18 protein-coding genes are annotated in these 20,729 nt (G+C 68.1%); 4 read left to right on the top strand and 14 right to left on the bottom strand.

The window, feature by feature from the left end:
- Positions 1–56: 56 nt before the first annotated feature.
- Positions 57–1,625 carry a carbamoyltransferase C-terminal domain-containing protein gene (locus CFP71_RS28845; protein ID WP_093937101.1) on the bottom strand — a complete coding sequence of 523 codons (1,569 nt, stop codon included), beginning with the start codon at positions 1,623–1,625 and terminating at the stop codon, positions 57–59.
- An 87-nt stretch (positions 1,626–1,712) separates the two neighbouring features.
- Positions 1,713–3,179: an NB-ARC domain-containing protein gene (locus CFP71_RS28840; protein WP_093937100.1), complete on the bottom strand. Its 1,467-nt coding sequence runs from the start codon at positions 3,177–3,179 to the stop codon at positions 1,713–1,715.
- Between the two features lie 188 nt (positions 3,180–3,367).
- Here CFP71_RS28840 and CFP71_RS28835 point away from each other — a divergent pair, with 188 nt between their 5' ends.
- Both CFP71_RS28835 and CFP71_RS28830 read left to right on the top strand, forming a co-directional pair.
- Positions 3,368–4,060 (top strand): hypothetical protein, encoded by a 693-nt coding sequence (locus CFP71_RS28835; protein WP_093937099.1) that lies wholly within the window; start codon positions 3,368–3,370, stop codon positions 4,058–4,060.
- Entirely contained in the window at positions 4,044–4,394 is a 351-nt protein-coding gene (locus tag CFP71_RS28830; protein WP_093937098.1) for an MmcQ/YjbR family DNA-binding protein, read from the top strand. Before CFP71_RS28835 ends, CFP71_RS28830 begins: the two co-directional genes overlap by 17 nt.
- 534 nt (positions 4,395–4,928) lie before the next feature.
- Here CFP71_RS28830 and CFP71_RS28825 read toward each other — a convergent pair.
- Genes CFP71_RS28825 through CFP71_RS28770 form a run of 12 tightly spaced genes read right to left on the bottom strand, consistent with a single transcriptional unit; the run spans position 4,929 to position 18,211 of the window.
- Entirely contained in the window at positions 4,929–5,258 is a 330-nt protein-coding gene (locus CFP71_RS28825) for an avidin-fold protein (RefSeq protein WP_093937097.1), read from the bottom strand.
- A complete protein-coding gene (locus CFP71_RS28820) occupies positions 5,255–6,508 on the bottom strand; it encodes a glutamate synthase-related protein (protein ID WP_093937096.1) in 1,254 nt (417 codons plus the stop codon). Before CFP71_RS28820 ends, CFP71_RS28825 begins: the two co-directional genes overlap by 4 nt.
- Positions 6,505–7,500, bottom strand: coding sequence for an asparagine synthetase A (locus CFP71_RS28815; protein WP_093937095.1), 996 nt, complete (start codon positions 7,498–7,500; stop codon positions 6,505–6,507). The genes CFP71_RS28820 and CFP71_RS28815 overlap by 4 nt, the downstream gene beginning before the upstream one ends.
- Positions 7,497–8,804 carry a methylaspartate mutase gene (locus tag CFP71_RS28810; protein ID WP_093937094.1) on the bottom strand — a complete coding sequence of 436 codons (1,308 nt, stop codon included), beginning with the start codon at positions 8,802–8,804 and terminating at the stop codon, positions 7,497–7,499. Before CFP71_RS28810 ends, CFP71_RS28815 begins: the two co-directional genes overlap by 4 nt.
- Positions 8,801–9,265: a cobalamin B12-binding domain-containing protein gene (locus CFP71_RS28805; RefSeq protein WP_093937093.1), complete on the bottom strand. Its 465-nt coding sequence runs from the start codon at positions 9,263–9,265 to the stop codon at positions 8,801–8,803. The genes CFP71_RS28810 and CFP71_RS28805 overlap by 4 nt, the downstream gene beginning before the upstream one ends.
- Positions 9,262–10,542 (bottom strand): ATP-grasp domain-containing protein, encoded by a 1,281-nt coding sequence (locus CFP71_RS28800; protein ID WP_093937092.1) that lies wholly within the window; start codon positions 10,540–10,542, stop codon positions 9,262–9,264. The genes CFP71_RS28805 and CFP71_RS28800 overlap by 4 nt, the downstream gene beginning before the upstream one ends.
- Complete coding sequence (locus CFP71_RS28795; RefSeq protein ID WP_093937091.1) at positions 10,539–12,278, bottom strand: ABC transporter substrate-binding protein; 1,740 nt, start codon at positions 12,276–12,278, stop codon at positions 10,539–10,541. Before CFP71_RS28795 ends, CFP71_RS28800 begins: the two co-directional genes overlap by 4 nt.
- Before the next feature lie 30 nt (positions 12,279–12,308).
- On the bottom strand, positions 12,309–13,568 hold the full coding sequence (locus CFP71_RS28790; protein ID WP_093937090.1) for an MFS transporter: 1,260 nt from the start codon (positions 13,566–13,568) through the stop codon (positions 12,309–12,311).
- Positions 13,569–13,574: 6 nt separating this feature from the next.
- On the bottom strand, positions 13,575–15,194 hold the full coding sequence (locus CFP71_RS28785; RefSeq protein WP_093937089.1) for a class I tRNA ligase family protein: 1,620 nt from the start codon (positions 15,192–15,194) through the stop codon (positions 13,575–13,577).
- Positions 15,194–15,559 (bottom strand): cupin domain-containing protein, encoded by a 366-nt coding sequence (locus CFP71_RS28780; RefSeq protein ID WP_093937088.1) that lies wholly within the window; start codon positions 15,557–15,559, stop codon positions 15,194–15,196. The genes CFP71_RS28785 and CFP71_RS28780 overlap by 1 nt, the downstream gene beginning before the upstream one ends.
- Positions 15,560–15,582: 23 nt before the next feature.
- Positions 15,583–16,896 carry a lysine N(6)-hydroxylase/L-ornithine N(5)-oxygenase family protein gene (locus CFP71_RS28775; protein ID WP_093937087.1) on the bottom strand — a complete coding sequence of 438 codons (1,314 nt, stop codon included), beginning with the start codon at positions 16,894–16,896 and terminating at the stop codon, positions 15,583–15,585.
- 58 nt (positions 16,897–16,954) lie between these two features.
- Positions 16,955–18,211, bottom strand: coding sequence for an ATP-grasp domain-containing protein (locus tag CFP71_RS28770; RefSeq protein WP_093937086.1), 1,257 nt, complete (start codon positions 18,209–18,211; stop codon positions 16,955–16,957).
- A gap of 158 nt (positions 18,212–18,369) precedes the next feature.
- Between CFP71_RS28770 and CFP71_RS28765 the strand changes: the two genes are divergently transcribed.
- Positions 18,370–18,918 (top strand): dihydrofolate reductase family protein, encoded by a 549-nt coding sequence (locus tag CFP71_RS28765; RefSeq protein WP_093937085.1) that lies wholly within the window; start codon positions 18,370–18,372, stop codon positions 18,916–18,918.
- A 270-nt stretch (positions 18,919–19,188) separates the two neighbouring features.
- Positions 19,189–20,442, top strand: a complete 1,254-nt coding sequence (locus CFP71_RS28760) for a DUF222 domain-containing protein (protein ID WP_093937158.1) — start codon at positions 19,189–19,191, stop codon at positions 20,440–20,442.
- Positions 20,443–20,729: the final 287 nt, after the last annotated feature.

The raw sequence follows: 20,729 nt of genomic DNA, 5'->3' as shown, positions 1-20,729 counted from the left end.
CCCGGACACCACGGCTGGGACGTGGCATCCGGGCCTTACCCCCGTCGGGTAAGGAATCAGGAAACGCGCGGGGTCACGAACGTGTCGTTGATGACGTAGCCGTCGAGGCCGTACGTCTCCCCGTACTCGATGAGATCGCTGGTGCGGTTGAGGAAACCGCGACCGTTGTTGTTCAGCGAGGTGTTGCACAGCACGCTGAACCCGGTCTGCTCGCGGAACGCCTCGAGCAGGTCGGTGATTCCGGCGTTGCGTTCCCGCGTCACCGTCTGCGTACGCGCCGTCCCGTCGACGTGCGTGATGGCCTTCAGCTCGTCGGAGTTGACGTGGTTGAAGTACAGCATGTACGGGTCCTGCACCGAGCCGACGAACCACTTGGGAGCGTCGGATTCCAGCGCGATCGGGGCGATCGGACGGTAGTCCTCGCGGCGCTTGATCTTGTTGAGCCGCACGGTGGTGTCCACGGTGAACGGCGCGGCGAGGATCGACCGGTTGCCCAGCGCCCGCGGGCCCATCTCGTACCGGCCGCGCGCCCAGCCGATGATGTTGCCGTCCTTGATGTACTTGGCGACCTCGCTCGCCACGAGCGGCCGGGTCTCGTACTTGGCCGGATCCGGGACGACGTCCTCGACGAAGTTCTCCCCCGCGTAGACGTCCCAGTCGATGGTCGCCTGTCCGGTGTAGAACCACTGCGCGTCGATGGCCGTGCCCAGCGCGGAACCGCTGTCGTTGGGGCACGGCGGAACGAACACCGAGGAGAACAGGCCGCTCTCACGCCACAGCCGGTTCCAGTCGCAGTTCAGGCCGCAGCCGCCGGAGATCAGCAACGGCAGGCCTTCGGTGAGGTTCTTTTCCGCGTAGTCGTAGAACCGGTTGAAGATCGCCTGCGAGTGCTTCGCCGCGGCGTTGCGGTACTCCTGCGACCAGACGCCCGCGTTGTACAGATGGGACCACGACATCTCCTCTTTGGACAGGCCGAGGATGATGCCGTCGCGGTCGAGGATGAAATCGATGGTCTTCTGTTCGTCGGGGGTCAGCGGACCCGGCTCGGCGAACCCGGTCAGCGCCATCTGCTTGCCGGCGTCGTTGAACCGGAACTTTCCCTTGCCCAGCGGGAACTTCGGGTCCGCCAGCGCGAAAAGGTACGCGTACTTCGCTCCCGGGTCGGTCAGCACGTGCTGCAGGTGAGTGGCCTCACCGCGCTCGTCGATCCGGTAGAAGTCCCCGATGTTCCCTTCCCACACCAGAGAGTAGTACGCCTGGCCGGGGGCCGCCGGGGCCATCCCGAGGGAGGTGTAGATGTGCGAACGCTCGTGGGTGGAGGAGAAGTAGCGCACGTCCTTGCCGAAGAACTTGCCAGCCTCGTCGGAGATCGCGCCTTCGCCGACACCGAAGTATCCCGTGCGGGACGGGGGTTCCACGGAGAACTCGCCCTTGACCCAGCCCCCGAGCGCGACCACGTCGGGCTGCTTGTCGAGCATGCCCGCAGCCCGGGCCATCAGCTCGCCGGTGATCCGGTCGTAGCGCGGGTAGTTGTCCTTTTCCGACTCCAGCGCGAACAGCAGCTTGCCGTCCTCGATGGCCACGATCCCGCCATCGTGGCCCTCTTTCATCGACAGAATCAGCATTGTGTCACCGAATTTCGCTCGCCTTCATTCGTCGACTCATTCAAACCGCGCGGCCCGTTGACCGGTAGCGCCGCGCGGTGAGAACAATCAACCTTCGGACGAGCCACCCGGCAGGGTGCGCACGGCCTCGTGGCGCAGCGATTCGAACGCGTTCTTCCGTGCCCGGCGGCCGACCAGCGGGACGGCGGCGGCGAGCGAATCCGGGTCCCGTTGCCGCTCGGCGGCGAACGCGCTGACCAGCCGGGAGACCGCGTACCGGCCGGCGACGTTGGCGCGCTGGAGAAGTCCGGCGTCCACGACGGACTCGAGGAGTTCGTCGGCGGTCTCGATCATGATGCCCATCGCCGCGGCGACGCCGATCGACGTCGTCCAGCCCGCCCCGCTCTGCCCGAAGTGGCGAATGGCCTCGCGTTCGGCGGGCGACAGATGTTCGTACGCCGCGGCGAACCGGTCGCGGACGTTGACGTCGCCCACGCTGAGGCTGTCCATGAGCCGCTCGCGATCGGCGAGCTGGCCCGCCGTGTACGCGATCGCCCATTCCGGGCGCGCGGCGATCTTGCGGCCGACGATGTTGACCGCCAGCGGAAGATCCCCGCACAGATCGGCGATCGAGTCGGTGGCGTCGTGCTCCGCCCGCACTCGGCTCGGACCGGCGATCCGGCCGATCAATGCCAGTGATTCCTTACGGGAGAACGTATCCAGTTCGACACGGTTCGTGTCCTCCAGCCCGAGCAGCCGGGCGCGGCTGGTCACCACGACCTGGCTGTGCGGGGCCTGACCCAGCAGCGGACGCACCTGCCCCTCGTCGCTGACGCCCGCGAGGAGAACGAACAACCTGCGTTCGGCCAGCAGGGATCGGTACAGCCCGATCCGCTGCATCGGGTCGTCGGGCACGAGATGGGCCGGGACGCCGAGCGCGCGCAGGAAGCCGCGCACGATCCCGTTGGCCGACCGGCCGCCGGATCCGCTGTTGCTCAGGTCGGCGTAGAGCTGCCCGTCCGGGAAGTCCGCCGCCACCTCTTCGGCCAGCCGCAACGCGAAGGCGGTTTTGCCCACCCCGATCGGACCGCTGACGAGCAACGGCACCTTGATCGGACCGGTCGCCCCGATCATCTCCGCCGCGTCGGCGAGATCCCTTTCCCTGCCGACGAAAGTCCTCGACCCCATGGGCAGCTGGGCCGGACGGGCGAGATGGATGACGCCGGATGCCAGCGCATGCGCGCCATCCGCCGGTATCTCCGCTTGCGCCGGCACGGGCGCCCGTTCCTCCCGGACCTCGACGCCGCCCCCGGTCTGCCCGGCGAGACTCCGCCACCGTCGTTCCCACGCCGCCCGGTCTCCCCCGCACGCGGAGACGAACGCCAGTGTCACGGCGAGCGTGGGCAGCCGATGCCCGCTCGCCGCGCTGGACAGTACGGAAGGCGCGAACAGTGCCGTCCTGGCGAGTTCCCGGTAGCTCGGGTTTCCCGCCCGGTTCCTCAAAACGCGCAGATCATGAGCGAATGCGGCGATCGGACCAGTGGAGCCGTCCAACGGTCGCTCGGGTCTGCCCATGCCTTACTCCTCCCCTGGATGGGGTAACGCGATCGCAGTGCGTGACCGCCATCCTTGTGGCCTTCCTGGCCACAACCCTAAAGGACCAATGAACCATGCAGCAGATACAAATAGGTGACTCAATGTACAAAGTCCAATAGTTGGACGCGGAAATTCACCCCCTTGGTGGCACCGGATAGGGTGCGCCCATGTCTGGCCCCCTGCCCCCACTCGCCGAACTCCGGCGCACCGCCGAAGTGTTCAACGGCTTCGCGAATGCCGACACGTCTTGGCTCCGGCTTGTCACGGAAACGCGGTCCGCGATCGACCTGTCACAGCCCGCACATCGCGCAATTCTTCTGCGCTGGCTGAACTCGTGGGGATGCCGTATCCGATACCCGCGGGAAGGCGAGCCCGCCCCGTTCGACGACGGGGTCCGGATCTGGTGGGAGACCTGGGGCTCCGCACTGCCCGCCGTCGACCTGGCCCGGCTGACGGACGCGGGGATCGACACGGCCGCGAGGGCGTACGCGGACCTCTCGGGTGTCGTCGTCTCAGCGGGACGGACAAGGCGTACGCTGGGCCCGACCGCCGCGGCCAAGGCGCTGTATGCGTTGCGGCCCAACACGATCATGCCGTGGGACGCCGCCATCGCTGCCGCCCTCCACGGCGACCGCGACGGCGCCGCGTTCGGCAGGCACCTGCGGCTCGGCCGCGAGTGGGCCACCGCGGTGATCGCGGAGGCGGGGGACGACGGGGAGAAGATCCCCACCCTTGTGGGCAGGCCCGTGTCACTGGCGAAGATCCTCGACGAATACCTTTACGTCGCCTTCACCATGGGCGCCAAGGGTGACTGGGGAACAGACAGCGGAGAATGGTGGAAAAATGGTAACCGGGGATGACGTCAGACGGATCACTTCGGACCTGCCGCGCGCCTATGAGGCGCTGGTACGGGACCGGGCGAAGTTCCGCGTGGGACGAATCGTCTTCCTTTCGCTCTCGCCTGACGAAACCGTGATGGGATTCGGCTATCCCAAAGAGGAGAGGGAAGCGCTGGTAGCGGGCGAGCCGGACAAGTTCATGATGCCGATTCCGTCCGATATGCGGTATCAGTGGGTTCGCGTCCGGCTGTCCGCGATCGATTACGAGGAGTTACGGGAGCTGATCGTCGACTCGTGGCGAATGTGCGTGCCGAAGAAGGTCTGGACGGAATACCTGGAAAAGAACCCGAGCTGAGTTGCTCCTTTCGGCGTGCGCCGTTCAGCCCCATGGACTGCCCTTTTCGGTCCCGTGAATTGCCTTTCAGCCGATCGAAAAGGGCAGAAATACGGTGCCGCCCGCCGTTCGTGCTTCGCTCGGCCGGCTTGAAGTCCGTGAAGGCCTCCTTCCCTACCCTGAAGGTAGGCAAGGAGGCCTTCACGGCTTGCCGGAGTCAGGCAGCCGGGCACGCGCAGAGCAAGCTGGTCGTGAGTGGCGATTCGGGTTGGGGCCGACCGTGTCCCAGGTACCGGCTAGCGGGCGGTTTCGCGTGACGGGATGGACGACGCGTGTGATCCGATGGACGACACGCGTGTCCAGACGGACGTCACGCGGCAGGACCCAGCCGGGAGCGTGTCGTCCAATCCGTCACGCGTGTCGTCCATCGGATCACACGCGCCGTCCCCTCGGCCACTCGAAACCACCGGGTCACCCACCGACGGGCAAGTACGTGAAGGCCCCCTTCATTGCGCTAGACGCAGTGAAGGGGGCCTTCATGTACTTGAGCAGGGGCTAGTCGGCGACCTCTTCGATCGCCGACGTACCACGGGAGCCATTGGTCCCGTATCGCTCCCACACCTCGTTCAGCCGGATCCGCCCGTCCGGCAGGAACTCCGGGGTGTTCGTGCTGTGCCCCGAGATCACCTGGCCGCTGGCCAGCACCATCGTGTAGGCCATGTCGATCGTGCCGTCGTCGCCGCACTTCCCGGTCAGCGACCCGAGCCGCACGCCACCACCGGTCAGCTCGGCCCACACCAGGTCGTCCTTCTGCCGGTACAGGGTGACCGGCGCGTTCGGGTCGGTGCTGACCTTGCGGAAGCGTTTGCCGTCGTAGTTGATCATCCGTCCTGCTCCGTCCGTGCCGATGAACCGGGGAACCAGAGGTCGTCCGAGGTGAGATCCGCGAGGTCGTACTTCCCGAGCGCGCTGGTGAGCAGCCGCAGTTCGAGTTCGAGACACCGCACCAGCCGCACGAGCCCTTCGGTCGCGTCCTCGTCGACGGCGAGCAGCGCCGCCCGGCCGAGGCCGACCGCGGAGGCGCCCATGGCCAGGCACTTCAGCGCGCGGGCCCCTTCCCAGATCCGGCCCGACACCAGCAGCGACGCGTCGTGTTTGCCGACCCGGCGCAGGCATTCCACCAGCGGCAGCCCCACCTGGTCGAGGAACACCGACGGTGCCCAGCCGGTGCCGCCCTCGGCGCCGTCCACGGTGACGGCGTCCGCGCCCGCCGCCCAGGCGACCCGCGCCGCCTCGCCGACGTCGCGACCCGGATGCAGCTTCACCCAGGCCCGGGCCCGCGGGTAGTTGTTGCGCATCAGGTGGATCTGCTGGCGCAGGATCTCGCCGGTGAACGTGCCCGGGCTGCTCGACCGCAGCACCATGGCCGTGTCCGTGCCGAAGGCTTCGTCCACTGTGTACTGTTCGGCGATCTCTCCCGCGGCCGTGCGCGAGAGCACGGTCATCCCGCCGAGCCCCGGTTTGGCGCCCTGGCCGACCTTGAGTTCGAACGCCAGCCGCCCGGTTTCCAGCAGTTTCGTGGCGGACGGGTCGCTGTAGACGAGGTTCCACACCTCGGCGTCGGCGTCTTCGGTGCTCTGCTGCACCACGACGCCACCCAGCCCGTCCGGCACCGCGCCCGCGTACGCGCGGATCCGGCCGAGCAGGCCGTCGTCGGCGCTTTCGCCCATCCGGCCGTATCCGTGCATGGGCACGACGTTCTCGCCGATCACCATCGGCATGCCGAGCCTGCCCGCCTGCTCGCTCGCGGCGATCCCGAGACCGCTGCCCGCCACCTGCGTCGATCCGAACGCGCACAGGAAGACCGGCGACGGCGCGGTGAAGCCACCGAGGACCGTCGAGAGCCCGACATCGCCGTACACCGGTTCGCGCGCGAGGTCGAACATCTTCTCCAGCCGCCGCGGGACGAACACCGGCGGCACGATGCGCGCGCGGTCGAGTTCATCGCCCGGGCTGTCGACGTCCGCGCCGAACAGCGACCGGCCGTATCCCCCGACGTCGGGGAAGATCGCCGCGCTGCCTTCCCGCGCCCGGGCGCGGATCGCGTCTTCGGGGAGCTGCCGCGCGGTGATCACGGCGCCGCGATCCCGGGCAGCTTCGGGTACGCGTTGGCCTGCCAGATCGCGTCCAGCCCGGCGATGTACCGCGTCACCCGTTCCAGCCCCATCCCGAAGCCCGCGCTCGGCGGCAGTCCCTCGCGCGCGAGGTCGAGGTACCAGGCGTACTTCGCCGGGTTCTCCCCCGTCTCACGCATCCGTTCGATCAGCCGCCGGTACTCGTGCGTGCGCTCACCGCCACTGCAGAGCTCGCCGAATCCCTCCGCGGCGATGAGGTCGAAGTTCCGCAGCACGCCGGGTTCGGTGCTCGACTCGCCGTCGGTGAACCCTCGCGACCCCTTGGGGTAGTCGACGATGAAGAACGGCCGGTTCGTCTGCTCGGAGATGATCCGCTCGCCCTGCCAGTCGATCTCCGCGTCGGCGCTCTGCCCGTGTAGCAAGCCCTGCAACCGCGAAACCGCCTCGCGGTGCGTCATCCGCTCGAAGTCCTCGTCCAGCAACGCGGTGAACGCCGCCTGGTCCCGGCCGAGCGTGGCGAGGTCAGCTTTGGACTCTCGCAGCGTGTACGTCACCACGTGCCGGAGCAGGCCCTGCGCCAGGTCGAGGACGTCCTCGCGGCTCGCGCGCGCCACCTCGACGTCGATCTGGGTGAACTCCACCAGATGCCGTCCGGTGGTCGAGGTCTCCAGCGGCTCCAGCCGCACGTTCGGGGCGACGTAGAAGATCTTGTCGAACGCGAGCAGCGACGCCTGCTTGTACAGGATGACGCTCGTCATCATCTTGTACTTGTGCCCGTAGTAGTCGACGTCGACCTGTTTGGCACCGCGGCATCCCGGGTCGGTGACCGGGCCGATCAGCGGCGGCTGGAGCTCCACGAACCCGTTCATGCCGAGGTATTCGCGGGTGCCCGCGGTGATGCTGTTCTGGATGCGCAACGCCGCCTGCGTCACCGGCGACATGAGGTGCTCGCGGGTGCCCGGCGGCAGGGCCGCTTCCGGTGTTCCGGTCATGTTCTGCTCCCCTGTATCAGTTTCACGGTTTCGATTCCGGGCATCCCGTACTTCTCGTCGAACGTCCGCTCGACGTACCGGAGCGCGTCGAGCAGATCGCCCGAGGTCATCCGCCGGTCCGCGGGCAGGTCGACCAGATCGCCCAGCGGCATCCCGCCGATCCGCTGCCAGTCGAGGCGCCCGCTCGCGTCCAGCCGTCCCCTCGCGCGGCCGGCGTTGTCCGGGTGCAGGCAGAACGGGACGTCCAGCTGCCCCCGCGCGAACGCGGTGACCAAAGCCCTCCCGAGATCGCTGTCGAGCGAAAGAACGTTGTCCACCAACGCTTTCGCCTGCGAGTGGATCCCGGTGTCACCGAGCTGCCCGATCCGCGGCACGCCACCGGCGGCCTCGGCGGCGTGCTCCAGCGCGGTCACGTTCTCCGCGACGGTCGGCAGCCGGTGCGCCTCGGCGGTGGTCTTGACGATCAGCCTGCTCGACCCGGTGCGGGCGGCCAGCCGCGCGGACTCCGCGAGCAGCGCCAGCGCGCCGCCGGGAGTCCTCGGATAGACGCCCATGTAGCCGTAGATCACCACATGCGTACGCGCGTGCGGCACGTATTCCCTGATCAGCGCGTGCAGTGCGGCGATCGCCTCCTCGTCCTGCCCGGCGTGCGTCTGCTGCGCGTAGCTGAAGGACAGGCACCGGATCCCGTGCCGCCAGAAGAAGATCCCCTCCAGCACACTCAGCGCGACCAGCAACGCCGGCGGGCACAGCTGGCCCATCATGCAGCCACCGAAGGTCTCCAGGTGTGGCTCCAGTTCGGGGCCCCGGGCTTCGGCCAGCGTCTCGCACGAACGCCGCCAGTTGTCGACGGCCGCCGAAAGCGGCATCCGGCTGTACGGCAGGCAGTACGACACCGGCCCGCCCTCGGTCGCGTGCAGTCCGAAGTCCAGCAAGGCCCGCACGATCCGGCGGGGATCCGCCGAACCGTGCCGGATCTGCACCGGGAAATCCCTGGTCAGCACGCCGTCGAGCAACGCCCTCGTCGTCACGGGATCGTGGTCGACGAGCGGGTACCCGTTGAGATCGGCGTCCGCCGCCAGCGCCGCGCGGGCCGCCTCGTGGTCGCCGACCCTGGTGTAGCTGTCGATCGTGATGGTCCCGACCGTCGCGGCCCGCGCCGCCCTGGTCGCCAGCAGGCCCCTGGTCATCCGCCCCGGATCGGCGAATCCCATCCGGGGCTGGACGACCAGGTCCCCCTTGGCGTGGTGGCGCGCGACCACCTCGCCGAACGAAAGTCCCCGGCGCGGGGCGAGCACGCTCATCCGGCGCCCAGCGGGACACCGGAGGTGCGCACGGACAGGGTGCGGAGGAAGGTCCGGAACGGGGTCAGCCCGCCCGAGTCCTCGAACACCGCGTCGAAACCGGCCTCCAGCAGCCGTGCCGCGTTGCTGCCGCCGACGACGTCGAGCTTCCCGCCGATGACTACCGGGGTCGTGACCAGTTCCGAGTGCGCGCGGAAGGTGTCCATCAGCCGGACGCCGTCCTGACAGCCGTGCCCGTTGAGGCTGCTGATCACCACCAGGTCCGGCCGGCGGTCGGCGCATTCGCGCACGATCGTCGCGTCCGGGACGCAGGCGCCGAGATTGGTCACCCGGCAGCCCAGTTCCTCCAGCAACAGCTCCAGGTACACCAGGTTCCAGGTGTGCGCGTCGGACGAGAGCCCGGTGACGATCACGTCGAGACCGGCGTCCGGGAGTGCGGGCTGGACGGCTTCGATGCTCATGGTGCGGCGTTCTCCCTCTCCTCGCCGTCCGGCCGCACGTCGATCTCGATCAGCGCGACCGCTTCTTCGGCCAGGCGCAACGCCTCCGCCGGGCTGTCCGCGGTCACCATCAGATCGCCGACGCGGTCCCACGAGCTGCGCAGCCCGTCGAACCGGTCACCGGCCGAAACACTGACGTCGCACAGGAAGACGCCCTCCGCCTGCGACGCCTTCTCCACCCCGCGCACGTCCTCGATGAGACCCGGCTCGATGGACACGAACCGGACCGCGGCGCCGCGTTCGGCCCGGCGTGGCAGCACGTCCGCGATCGGTTCGTCCTTCATCACCGAGAAGTAGGCGCGATTCAGCTCCACCGGGTAGGCGCGCTGGATCAGCTCGATGATGCCGTCGCCCGCGAACCGGCCGGCGCATTCGACCAGGTACGGGATCCCGTCCGAGACGATCCACTCACAGTGGACGATCCCGGTGCGGAACCCGGCCGCGCCGGTGAGCCGCCGCGTCTCCTCGTTCAGCGTCGCGGTGAGCTCGTCCGGGATGTCGGCGGGGACGATGTGGGCGAGCTCCACCGGGCGCGGCCCGGGGAACAGCTGCTTGCCGGTGACGTTGGCGAACAACGGTTCGCCGTCCCGCAGCAGCATTTCGACGCTGTACTCGTCGCCCTCGACGAAGCACTCGGCGAGCATCTTCAGTTCCATCGCGCGGTCCGGGACGAAGATCCCCTCGTCCTGCACCACGCAGTTCGCCCACGCCCGCTCGGCCTCGGCCGGGTCGGTGAGCACCTGCGTCCCCACCGACGCCTGCCGGTTCGCGGGCTTGAGCACGATCTTCCCCGGATTCCGCGCCATGAATTCGCGGACCTGCTCCGGGCTTTCGACGCGCGCCGACACCGGGTTCGCGATCCCCGCCGCCCGGCTGACCAGGCGCAGCACCGCCTTGTCCCGCAGGATCTGCGCCGCCCCGAACCCCGCGCCCGGCAGGCCGTAGCGTTCCGCGAGCCGGGCCGCGAACGGGGTCGCGTACTCGGTCAGCGGGACCACCGCGGCCGGATCGAGGTCACGGTGGACGTGGTAGAACTCGTCCGCCTTGCCGGGGAGGTGGAACTCCCATTCGATCAGTTCGCGCACCAGCGCCGAACCGGCCACCGTCTGCCGCGCGCCGCGTTTGCGGACGACGTCGGGCTCTTCGACGAAGATGACCGAACCGTCCGGCTGGAAGTCCTTGATGGACGACCCCAGCGCGGCGGCCACGAACCCGACCAGCACCACCGGCCTCGTCATACCCCCTCCTCGACGTAGTACCAGTTCTCGGGATTGATCAGCCCGTACGGGTTGATCGGCGAGAACCCGCGCAGGTTGCCCGCGACCTCGAACAGCCGTCTCGGGAACGTCGGCATGAAGATCACCGGCGCCTGCTCGGCGATGTACTCCTGGTACTCGTACAGCGCTTCGAGGGAGTCGGTGGTGACCGTCTTCGCGATCAGCTCGTCCGCCTTGGCGTCACGCCAGTTGCTGAAGTTGCAGGCGGCGCCGCTCTGGAACAGGTTCTCGCCGGTCGGGTAGTTGTAGACCCAGCCGCCGCCCCAGCAGGACAGCTCCCACATCCGCTTCTCACCCGGACCGTCCTCCGCCACCAGGACCGACCCCATCACCTCTTCGAGGCGGATCTCGATCCCGGCCTTGGCCGCGTCGTCCCGGAACTGCGCCATGAGCCGCGCCAGCGAGGGCCGCCCTTCCCAGTAGCGCAGGGAAAAACTCAGTTCGGTGCCTGCCGGGATGCCTTCACCCGCTTCCTCGGGGCGCACGCATACCGCGGGCGAAGCGCTGACGTCCCAGCCGTTGTCGGCGAGCAGCTGCCGCGCCTTCTCCAGGTCGAACGGCCAGAACCCGCCGCGCTCGGCGATCTTCGGCGACACCAGGTCGCTCTTGGGCAGCACCGGGATCGACCCGGTCTGGCTCCAGCCGTAGCCCTGGTAGACCTCGCGGGCGCCGTACTCCTGGTCGAAGCAGCTCTGGAGCGCCTGCCGGATGTACGGCTGCCGGATCATGTTCCCGGCGACGGTCGGGTTGCTGAAGTTGACCGCCATGAAGTTGATGTTGAACAGGATCTGCGGTTCCAGCTGGAAGCCGTCCCCCAGCGGGTTCGGCCCGCCCTTCGTCGGGTCGCCGTCCGGCTGGACGCCCATCCCCGGCGGCAGGAAGCCGACCTGGACGTCACCGGACTGCAGCAGTTCGTACTGCTGCTCGTCCGACTTCGTCGACACCTGGCGCAACTCGTCGAGATGCGGCGGGTTAGGCCCGCTGTAGTGCTCGTTCGGGACGAAGGTGACGACACCTTCCTCGGTGTAGCTCTTGAGCCGCCACGGACCGTTCACGACACTCCACACAGGACTGTCGGCCCAGCGCGTGCGGTGCGAGTTGTCCTCTTCGACGACGTCGCCGTTCTCCGCCATCAGGAACTCATAGACCGCTTCGGCCTGCTCGATGTCGTGCGTCGCGTCGGCCGGGCCGTCCGCGGTGCGGTCCCACGCCTTCGGCATCGGCGTGATCATGGTGAGCTGGTTCAACAGCACCCAGTTCGTCGAGTACGCCTTGTCGAAGGTGAAGCTCACCTTGTCGTCCGCGACCTTCTCGAACGACACCAGGTTGTCCGGGAAGTAGCCCTCGGAGTAGGCGCCGAACCTGGGCCCCTTCACCTTCAGCATGTTCATCCAGAAGATGACGTTGTCCGCGCAGACCGTCTCGCCGTTGGACCACTTCCACGGCTTGATCCGGACCGTGCAGGTGCGGCCGGTCTCGTCCCAGACCGGCTCTTCGCCGACGCTGAGGTCCCAGTCGATCTCCGGAGCGCCGTCCCGGCCCAGCCAGTACAGCGGCCGGTACATGAGCATCTGGAACTCGTAGAGGCTCCGCACGCCGAAGCGCTCACCCGGGGTGAAGGGGAAGATCACCGCGGGCGGGAACCCGGGCAGGCACGCCCAGGTCGCGACGCCACCCTTGATCCGCTTGTCCGTCATGACTTTCGCTTCCTCCGAATTCGGCCGCGCTCAGGCGGCGGTCGCCTCGAGAACCTCGGCCGGCTGCTTCTTCTCCTGCGCCGACAGCGGTTTCGCCAGACTGAAGTAGGTGCCGATCACGATCGCGCCCTGCAGGATCGCCAGCCCCCAGAAGGCGTAGGGCACGGTGGTCGCGTCCGCCAGCGCGGACAGCCCGACCGTCGCGCCGACACCGAGGCCGAGGCCGACCGCCTGCGTGCCACCGAAGATCCGGCCGACCCGGTCTTCCGGGCTCGCGCGCATCAGCAGGGTGCGAGCGGCGATCCGCCCCTGGGCGAAGCAGAACCCGGCGAACGGGATCGCCACCATCAGCGCGATGTAGTGCAGCGGCTGGATCGCGAGGCAGATCAGGTTCCCGAGCGTGCCGAGCACGGCCAGATGGATGCCCTTGAACCGCTTGCTGACCTTGCCGTACGCGGCGGCGCCGACGATGAACCCGACCCCGGCCAGCGCGTCGACCACGCCGATCATCCACGCGCCTTGATCGAAGGTCTGCAGGATGAGCGTCGTCAGGATGACGTTGGCGACCATCAGGCCGATGTTCCCGTTGGCGTACAACAGCGCGAGCCGCTTGATCGGCTGATGCGCGGGGGCTTCGACCGGCTCCGACGGGTCGGCCGCCGTGGTCTCCTCGACCACCTGGGGCTTGGCGGGCTTGCGGCCGATCGCGTAGACCAGGACGGCCGAGAGGATGAAGCTCAGCGAGTTGAACACGAACAGCGGCGTGGCGCCGAACCAGATCACCAGGAACCCGGCGAGCGAGGACGCCATCAGCATGCCGGCGTTGCTCGCCATCTCGAAGTGCGAGTTGAACTTCCCGAGCCGCTCGTCCCGGATGCGTTCCTTGATCAGGCCGTTGCTCGCGGGCATGAACAACGCGGCGGTGCAGGCGAGCATGAAGTTCGCTATGTAGGAACCCAGGTTCGCCGGGCCGCCGATCCACAGCCAGACCGGCAGGGCGAACGCGGTCATCGCGCTGACCAGGTCCGCGGCGATGCACAACATCCGCCGGTCGACCTTGTCGACCAGCTTGCCGAACAGCAGCGCCAGCGCGACCTGCGGGATCGACACCGCGATGAACAGCCAGCCGACGGCGAGGGTGGTCTGCTCGGCGTGGAAGACCAGGATCGCGGCGGCGGTGATCTGGAACGCGTTGCCCGCCGTGGTGACGAAGCCCGCCGGGACCAGCAGGCGTTCGGCGAGCCGGGAACTCCGGACCGCGTCGGGGGTGAGGGTGCTGTCGAGTGACATGGGGTCTCAGACCTCGCTCGTCGGGGGGAATTCCAGTGGTGGCACGGCGAACGCCGTGGTGTGCGTGACGTCGAAGGCGGCCGCGTCGATCCGGAGGTCGAACCCGCCTGCCTCGGCGGCGCGCGCGGCGAGGTCGATCAGGATCGGCGACGCGCAGCCGATCAAGGCCCGCAGTTCGAGGAAGAGGTCGCCCAGCGCGCCGCGGAGCACCTCCTGGTCGAGGTTGCCCATCAGCGTGCGTTCCGTCGCCGCGCCCAGGCGCCCGACGTGCTGCACGATCAGGTCGGCGGCCCGGCTGAGGCTGAAGTCCTCGAGCTCGTAGTTCAGGGCGAACCGGGAGACCATCGCCGCCGCGCGTTCCGTGGCCTCGGCCGAAACCGGGAGCGAGCCGTTCTCGCCGCCGACCTCGGCGGTGAGTTTGGCCAGCGTCTCGGCGAGTTCGTTCCACGGCGCGACGAGCCGCTCCCCCGCGACCTTCTCCAGCGCGACGCGGGAGAAGTTGGTCCTGGCGAACTCGGGAGCGGTGAGGTTGAGGTGGAACCGCGCGATGTCGCGGGGCACCTCGGCCGCGAGTTCACGGGCCCAGACGACGTGTCCCTTGCTGGTGGAGAACTTCTCGTTCTCCAGTTCGTAGAACTCGTTCACGAGCAGGGTGTCCGGGAGGACGTACCGGCCCTCGAGGGCGATCAGCTCGGCGACATGCACGACGCCCCAGGTGAACAGCGGGTCGAACCCCATGAACACCACGACCCGCGCGTCGTTCTCCGCGAGCCAAGCGTCGTCGTCACCGGCCTTCGGTTTTCCGTTGCGGCGCAACGCGTACTCGGTGCAGTACATCGAGGCGGGCATCCCCTCGACCCACGCGTTGAGCCGCTGGCCCGGCGTCTGGAGGAACGGCGCCGGAAGCCCCCACTTGACCGGGTACGTGATCGCGAAATCGGGCAACGGCCCGGCCAGCAGTTCCCGCATCAGCCCGAGCACGTGCGGGCGCCACGACGGACCGCGTTCCTCGTAGTAGGCGAGGAGCTGCTCGCGGTACTCCGAGACCGGGAAGACCATGATCTCGGTCTCGCGGTAGGTCACCTCGTCGGCCGGGTCGAGCACCGAATACGGCTCGATGAGCGCGTCGAAGTCGATCGGATGCCCGCAGCCCTCGCAGAAACCACCACGGCTGTCGGCGAGGCAGGTCGGGCAGCCGCCACCGACGAACCCCTCGACGAGGAACTCGCCCTTGCTCTCGCTGTAGGGCAGCCGCACCTTGCGCAGGCGAAGCTTCCCCTTGTCGTACAAGCGCTTCACGTAGTCGTGGACGAGCGCCTTGTAGCCGTCGTCGGTCGGCGAGAAGCCGTCGACCTCGACCCCCATCGCCTTGAACGTGCGCTGGATGTTCTCGGTCGACTGCTGCACCAGCTCGGGCGGGGTGAGCCCGACCCGGGCGGCGCTGGTGACGAGATAGGTCTGGCTGTCGTCGGTGCAGGAGGCGAACACGGCCTCGCGGCCCGCCGCGCGCAGGTACCGCCGGTGCACGTCGGCGCCGAGGTACGGGCCCGCGATGTGCCCGATGTGCAGGTCCCCGTTGGACGTCGGGGGCCCGCCGATGATCACCACCGGTCTCGTGTCGGCCATCACGCCAGCTCCTCGTGCCGGGCGGCGAACTTCGCCGACATGTCGGTGTCCCACCAGATCGCGTACATCTCGAAGTCCTCGGCGCCGTCGTTGAGGATGCGGTGCTCGGTGCCGGGCTTGTGGAACTCGAGGTCGCCGGGGCGGAAGGGACGGCGCTCTCCCCCGGACTCGATGACCGCCTCGCCGCTGACGGCGATGAAGAGCTCGTACTCGTGGTGGGAATGCGCACCCGTCGCGCCATGCGCCGGCACCGTGACCCAGGCGCCCTCGAACGGCGCGTTCAGCGCCGCCCACGGCAGGAGCCGCTGGCCGTAGGCGCCGTTCTCGAAGACCATCTTTTCCCGCTCCAGCGGCCGGATCTCCATGACGTTCTCTTTCTTCTCGATGATCAGCGGGTGGCGACGACGGTGTCGGTGTCCTGCGTCGGCTGCGGCGGGACCTCGGGGGTTTCGCCGCGGTGGGCGAGGATGTCCTGGAGGATGTCGTTGGCGCGCGGGGCGAGGACGCTGAGCAGCGAGTCCGCGATCCCGTGCGTCGCCTCGTTGACGCCCTGGAGGTAGACGGCCGCGGTGGCGGGCTGATCGATCTCCAGCCGGTAGTCGCGCGTCACCTTGATCTCCGAGAGGCCGATCGCCTTCGCGATCTCCTGGACCATCCTCGGCATCTCCGGGGAGAAACCGGTGCCGAGCAGGACCAGGTCGGTACGCAGTTCCTGGGTCATCCCGGTCCGCCGGTCGGTCAGCTCCAGCACGATCTCGTCGCCCTCGTCGCGGGCGTCGGTGATGTCGCTCATCGTGATCATCTGCAGGCGAGAACGGCCGGACAGGCGGTCCAGGTAGATCGACCGGTAGAGCGCGTCCATCGTGCCCGGCGCCAGCCCGGAGTAGTTCGTGTGGTGCATTTCCTTGAGCATCTGCTGGCGCGCCTCGGGCCGGGCACCGAAGAACGTGTCCACCTGGGAGGGAAAGAACAGTTCGTTGTTGAACTTGCTGCTTTCGTAGTAGTTCAGGCCGATCGAACGCATCACCATGGTCGGCTTGCATTCGGGCAGATCGTGCTGCACCGCGCTGAACAGTTCCGCCGCGCTCTGCCCGGCGCCGATCACCGCGACGCGGTACGGGAGGTCCTTGCGCAGCTTGGCGATCCTCGGCAGGTACTGCGTGCTGTGGATGACGCGGTCCTGGTTCACTGCCCGCAGCAGGTCGGGGATCCGCGCGTCCCGGCCCGCGCCGACCACCAGGTACCGGCTGCGGATGATCTCGCCGTCCGCGACGCGGGTGTCCCAGCCGGTCAGCACGCCGTCCGTCCACACCGGACTGACGTCGAGGCATTCGCGGCCACGCTGGAGATCCACCAGCGCCAGCGATTCGGCCGTCCACTTGAGATAGTCGGCGAGTTCGACCCGGTACGGGACGAAGCTGCCCATGTTCACGAACTCGTTGAGCCGGTTGGTGGCGTGCAGGTAGCTGAGGAACGAGAACCGGCTGCACGGGTTGCGCAAGGTCACCAGGTCCTTGAGGAACGAGACCTGCGAGAGCGCCTCCGGCAGGAGCATGCCCCGCTGCCAGGAGACCTCCTCGTCGCGTTCGAGCAGGACCGACTCGCGGGCCAGGCCGGGCGCGAGCTCCTCCAGCGCCACGGCGAGTGCCAGGTTGGACGGTCCTGCTCCGACTGCGAGAAGCTCGACATCACGGTTCGCCATTGTTTGCTCCGCCATCGTTGTGAGTGCTTGGAAGGTGTTCTGCGGTGCCCGTGCGCGGTCAGCCACCGGCGGCCACCGAAGGCAGCAGGGGATGCGCGGTCAGCCGGACCTGGGCCATGGCCTTGTCCAGCACCACTTCACAGTCGTCGGGGTCGCTGCCCGCACAGATCACGTACGCGTGCCGCGAGATGAACTCCGCCGGCGGCAGCCGCATCCGCGCCCCCGGCTCGACGAGCACGTCCGCGGTGAGGATCCCGTTGTCCCGCATGGAACCCGGCACGGACACGGACTCGACGACACAGTCCTGTTTCGGGTAGCCGAACCGCACCCCGACCCACCGGGGCTCGGCCTCGTGCGGGATGTGGGGACGCATGCCGAGCGCGATGTCGACCGCGGCCGCGCCCGGGTCGATCCCGGTCGCGAACCGCGCGAGCAACGGGATCAGGTCCCCGCCGAGCCTGCCGTTGATCTCCACGATCACCGGACCGCGCTCGGTGAGCTTGAGCTCGGTGTGGGTGATGCCGTACCGGAAGTCGATCGCGCTGTGCGCGCGGGCCAGCGCCGACCGGAGCGCCGGGTCGGCGAGCAGCTCGTCCGCGGAGCTGACCAGATGGCCGAGCTCCTCGAAGTACGGGTGCATGCCGACCGTTTTGTGCGCCACGAACATCGGCGTGTACTCACCGTCCACGACGGCACCGTCCACGCTGATCTCGGGACCGGTCAGGTACTCCTCGACCAGCGCCCCGCCCTGGTAGGCGGGAGAGCCGCCGAAGCTGGCGTCCTCCGCGGTCCGGAACGCCTTCCGCACCGACTCCGCGTCTTCCGCGAAGCTGACGCCGATGCTGGCCCCGCCCCCGCGCGGCTTGACCACGACCGGGTAGCCGATCCGATCGGCCACGCGGACCGCCTGCTCTTCGTCGTGCACGAACCCGAAGTCCGGCTGCGCCACCCCGGCCGCGGTGAGCGTGCGCCGGTTGAGCCACTTGTCCCGGCAACCCTCGATCGCCGAGATCCCCGCTCCCGGCAGGCCGAGTTCGTCCGCGACGTGCGCCGCGGTGACGATCAGCGCCTCGTCCCACGACACCACGCCCAATACCGGCGTCTTCGCGTTCACCACGCGGGCCGCGGCCAGCACGGCGTCGCGGTCTTGCAGGTCCAGCACCGTGCCGCCGGTGATGTAGCGCTCCTGCCAGGTCGGTTCGGTCCCGTTGAACAGCCACAAGGGATGCCGATGCCCGGCCGACGCCAACAGGTACTCCCGGTACGGCCGCATCCCGCAGCCGATCACCAGGACAACACCCTCCGCTGAGCTCATTCCCTCTCCCCACCAGCCCGTCGCTTCGTCGCGGGCTACTACATCCCGGGGATTGGTTGACCGGAACCCTTGATTCGGGCAGAACAATCAACGAGATGCGCGGCGGGGCCGAGGGTGGTATGAGATCGCCCCGTCGTCACGACCACACAGGAGGCGAGATGTTCGAGCCACAGACCGCGAGCGGGAAAGTGCTCTGGCACTTCACCATGTCGCTGGACGGCTTCGTCGCCGGGCCGGGACACAGCATGGACTGGATGACCGGCACGACGTTCCGGCCGGGCCTGATCGAGGAGTACACCTCGACCACCGGCGCCGTCCTCGGTGGACGCGACGGCTGGGACGCCTATCCCGATCCGAGCGGGATCTACGGCGGCGCCTGGCAGGGTCGACTGTTCGTCCTCACCCATCATCCCGAGGACGCGACGCCCACCGAAGGGGTCACGTTCCTGAACTGCGGCCCGGCCGAAGCGGTCCGGATCGGACTGGAGGCCGCGGACGGGAAGAACCTGGAGGTCTTCTCCCCGGACATCGGCCGCCAACTGCTCGAACTGGGGTTGATCGACGAGATCGACCTGCACATCGCGCCGGTCCTGCTCGGCGACGGCGTCCGGCTGTACACCAACCCGGGCGGACCGCCGATCCGGCTGCGCGGGGTCGGTACGGAGGATCCTCTCGGTTCCGTCGACGTCAGGTTCCGGCCGGCTTAGCGACGGTCGTCGCAGTCAGGGACGGATGCCGGAACCGATACTCCGCTCGCGGCAACAACGGCTCGATCCGTGCCCGCAGTCCTCCACGGACGCCCTCTTACAGAAGGTCAACTAGACACGGCGTCAAACCGCACTCGAGATCGTTCTGTTAGGCCCTCTTAGCCGACTAATTGCGAGCCTTGTCGATTCACTCTTAAGTGGAAACTGCACGGTTTTGCGGTTACTTAAAATTACGAACACATGTTCGATAATTTGGTGTATTATGAGGGGGTGTCCGAGACCTTCCTTCCCGAACTCCCGCAGGAGTTGTGGCGTGCCGGCAAGCTGGAGCTTGCTCATGGCGTGCAGCAGTTCTTGCAGTTGATGCGGGTCGCGTCCGCCGCTCTGGGGCAGTTCCTGGCGGAGGTCGAGTCTCGGGGTTCGAAAGATTTGTATGGCTATGGGTCGACGGCGGCGTGGTTTGCTGATGTGGCGGGGCTGTCGCGGGGTGAGGCGCAGTCGGTGGTGAAGCGGGCGATCGCGTTGAATCCCACCCGTAATCTGGATGGCACCGAGGCTCCGGCGTTTGCACCCACTGTGGGTGCGGCGGCTGCTGAGGGCGTGATCGGGGATGAGCGGATCGACCAGATCCTGGAGATCTTGGGGAGACTCCCGTCCGATACGTCGGTGGAGGATCGGGAAAGCGCGGAGAAGATCCTCGGAAACCTGGGCCGTGGCGCGGGTCCCCGGCAGGTGACGAGGGCCGCCGAGGACATCCTCGGCTGGCTCGACCCGGACGGGAACGAACCCAAAGACCCCGAACCGAAACAGCCACGCCGCGAAATCACTATCGAGCGCCGCAAGGACGGGTTCTGGAAACTGAACGGCTTGCTCGATGACGAAACCGGCGCCCGCACCGCCGCCGCACTGGAGGCGTACGCGAAGCCGCGTCCAGTGGACGAATTCGGGCAAGCTGATCTGCGGATGAAATGCGAACGCCAAGGTGACGCGTGGGCCGAACTTCTCGACTTGGCGATCGCGTGCCCGGATCAGCCCGGTACCAGCGGGTACCGGACTCTCGTGCACGTCACGATCGGCCTGGAAGAACTCAAAACCGGGATCGGAAAGGCGTGTCTCGATTTTGTCGGGGAGATGACCGCCCGCGAGGCGCGGATGGCCGCTTGCGACTGCCTGATGCTGCCCGTGGTGATGAACGCCGCCGGGGAACCCCTCGACGTGGGACGGCTGAGACGGTTCGTCACCCCAGGCCAACGCCGCGCCTTGAACATCCGAGACCGGGGCTGCGCGTTCCCGGGATGTCACCGAAAACCCAAGAACTGCCACGCCCACCACATTCACCACTGGGCAGACGGCGGACCCACCGACCTCCGCAACCTCGTGCTCCTCTGCGGATTCCACCACCGCCTGATCCACCACGGCGACTGGCACGTCCGCATGACAGCCGACGGACTCCCCGAATTCATCCCACCCCAGTACCTGGACCCGCTACAACGAACCCGGCGCAACACCCTCCACCGCGCCTGAACTCCCCGCATGACCCGAGGAGCCCGCCAGCCAACCCGGCGACGGGCCCCTCGGCATGCCCACGGAACAAGCGCCGGGAACTGGCGATGCAGGAATCGCGACGAGGGCAACCCCTGCCGTCGATACCCCCGCCGACCGCCGAGCGGGGAAGAATCCGGACGTTCAGCGTCCGAAATCCTCCTCCGTCACACACCTTGACCGAGACGGAACCCAAGCCCAGCAGCTACGCAAAGACCCCGCATGACCCGAGAAGCCCACCCCAGCGACCGACCCTCGCCATGCCGCAG

It is taken from the genome of Amycolatopsis thailandensis, assembly GCF_002234405.1.
GTDB lineage: Bacteria > Actinomycetota > Actinomycetes > Mycobacteriales > Pseudonocardiaceae > Amycolatopsis > Amycolatopsis thailandensis.
Note: the sequence above shows the minus strand (reverse complement) of the source record. Positions and strands in the feature narration are given on the sequence as shown.

Excerpts from the sequence above, each read along its gene's own strand:
- CFP71_RS28845 (WP_093937101.1), bottom strand. The coding sequence starts at position 1,625 with ATGCTGATTCTGTCGATGAAAGAGGGCCACGATGGCGGGATCGTGGCC.
- CFP71_RS28840 (WP_093937100.1), bottom strand. The coding sequence starts at position 3,179 with ATGGGCAGACCCGAGCGACCGTTGGACGGCTCCACTGGTCCGATCGCC.
- CFP71_RS28835 (WP_093937099.1), top strand. The coding sequence starts at position 3,368 with ATGTCTGGCCCCCTGCCCCCACTCGCCGAACTCCGGCGCACCGCCGAA.
- CFP71_RS28830 (WP_093937098.1), top strand. The coding sequence starts at position 4,044 with ATGGTAACCGGGGATGACGTCAGACGGATCACTTCGGACCTGCCGCGC.
- CFP71_RS28825 (WP_093937097.1), bottom strand. The coding sequence starts at position 5,258 with ATGATCAACTACGACGGCAAACGCTTCCGCAAGGTCAGCACCGACCCG.
- CFP71_RS28815 (WP_093937095.1), bottom strand. The coding sequence starts at position 7,500 with ATGACCGGAACACCGGAAGCGGCCCTGCCGCCGGGCACCCGCGAGCAC.
- CFP71_RS28810 (WP_093937094.1), bottom strand. The coding sequence starts at position 8,804 with ATGAGCGTGCTCGCCCCGCGCCGGGGACTTTCGTTCGGCGAGGTGGTC.
- CFP71_RS28805 (WP_093937093.1), bottom strand. The coding sequence starts at position 9,265 with ATGAGCATCGAAGCCGTCCAGCCCGCACTCCCGGACGCCGGTCTCGAC.
- CFP71_RS28800 (WP_093937092.1), bottom strand. The coding sequence starts at position 10,542 with ATGACGAGGCCGGTGGTGCTGGTCGGGTTCGTGGCCGCCGCGCTGGGG.
- CFP71_RS28795 (WP_093937091.1), bottom strand. The coding sequence starts at position 12,278 with ATGACGGACAAGCGGATCAAGGGTGGCGTCGCGACCTGGGCGTGCCTG.
- CFP71_RS28790 (WP_093937090.1), bottom strand. The coding sequence starts at position 13,568 with ATGTCACTCGACAGCACCCTCACCCCCGACGCGGTCCGGAGTTCCCGG.
- CFP71_RS28785 (WP_093937089.1), bottom strand. The coding sequence starts at position 15,194 with ATGGCCGACACGAGACCGGTGGTGATCATCGGCGGGCCCCCGACGTCC.
- CFP71_RS28780 (WP_093937088.1), bottom strand. The coding sequence starts at position 15,559 with ATGGAGATCCGGCCGCTGGAGCGGGAAAAGATGGTCTTCGAGAACGGC.
- CFP71_RS28775 (WP_093937087.1), bottom strand. The coding sequence starts at position 16,896 with ATGGCGAACCGTGATGTCGAGCTTCTCGCAGTCGGAGCAGGACCGTCC.
- CFP71_RS28770 (WP_093937086.1), bottom strand. The coding sequence starts at position 18,211 with ATGAGCTCAGCGGAGGGTGTTGTCCTGGTGATCGGCTGCGGGATGCGG.
- CFP71_RS28765 (WP_093937085.1), top strand. The coding sequence starts at position 18,370 with ATGTTCGAGCCACAGACCGCGAGCGGGAAAGTGCTCTGGCACTTCACC.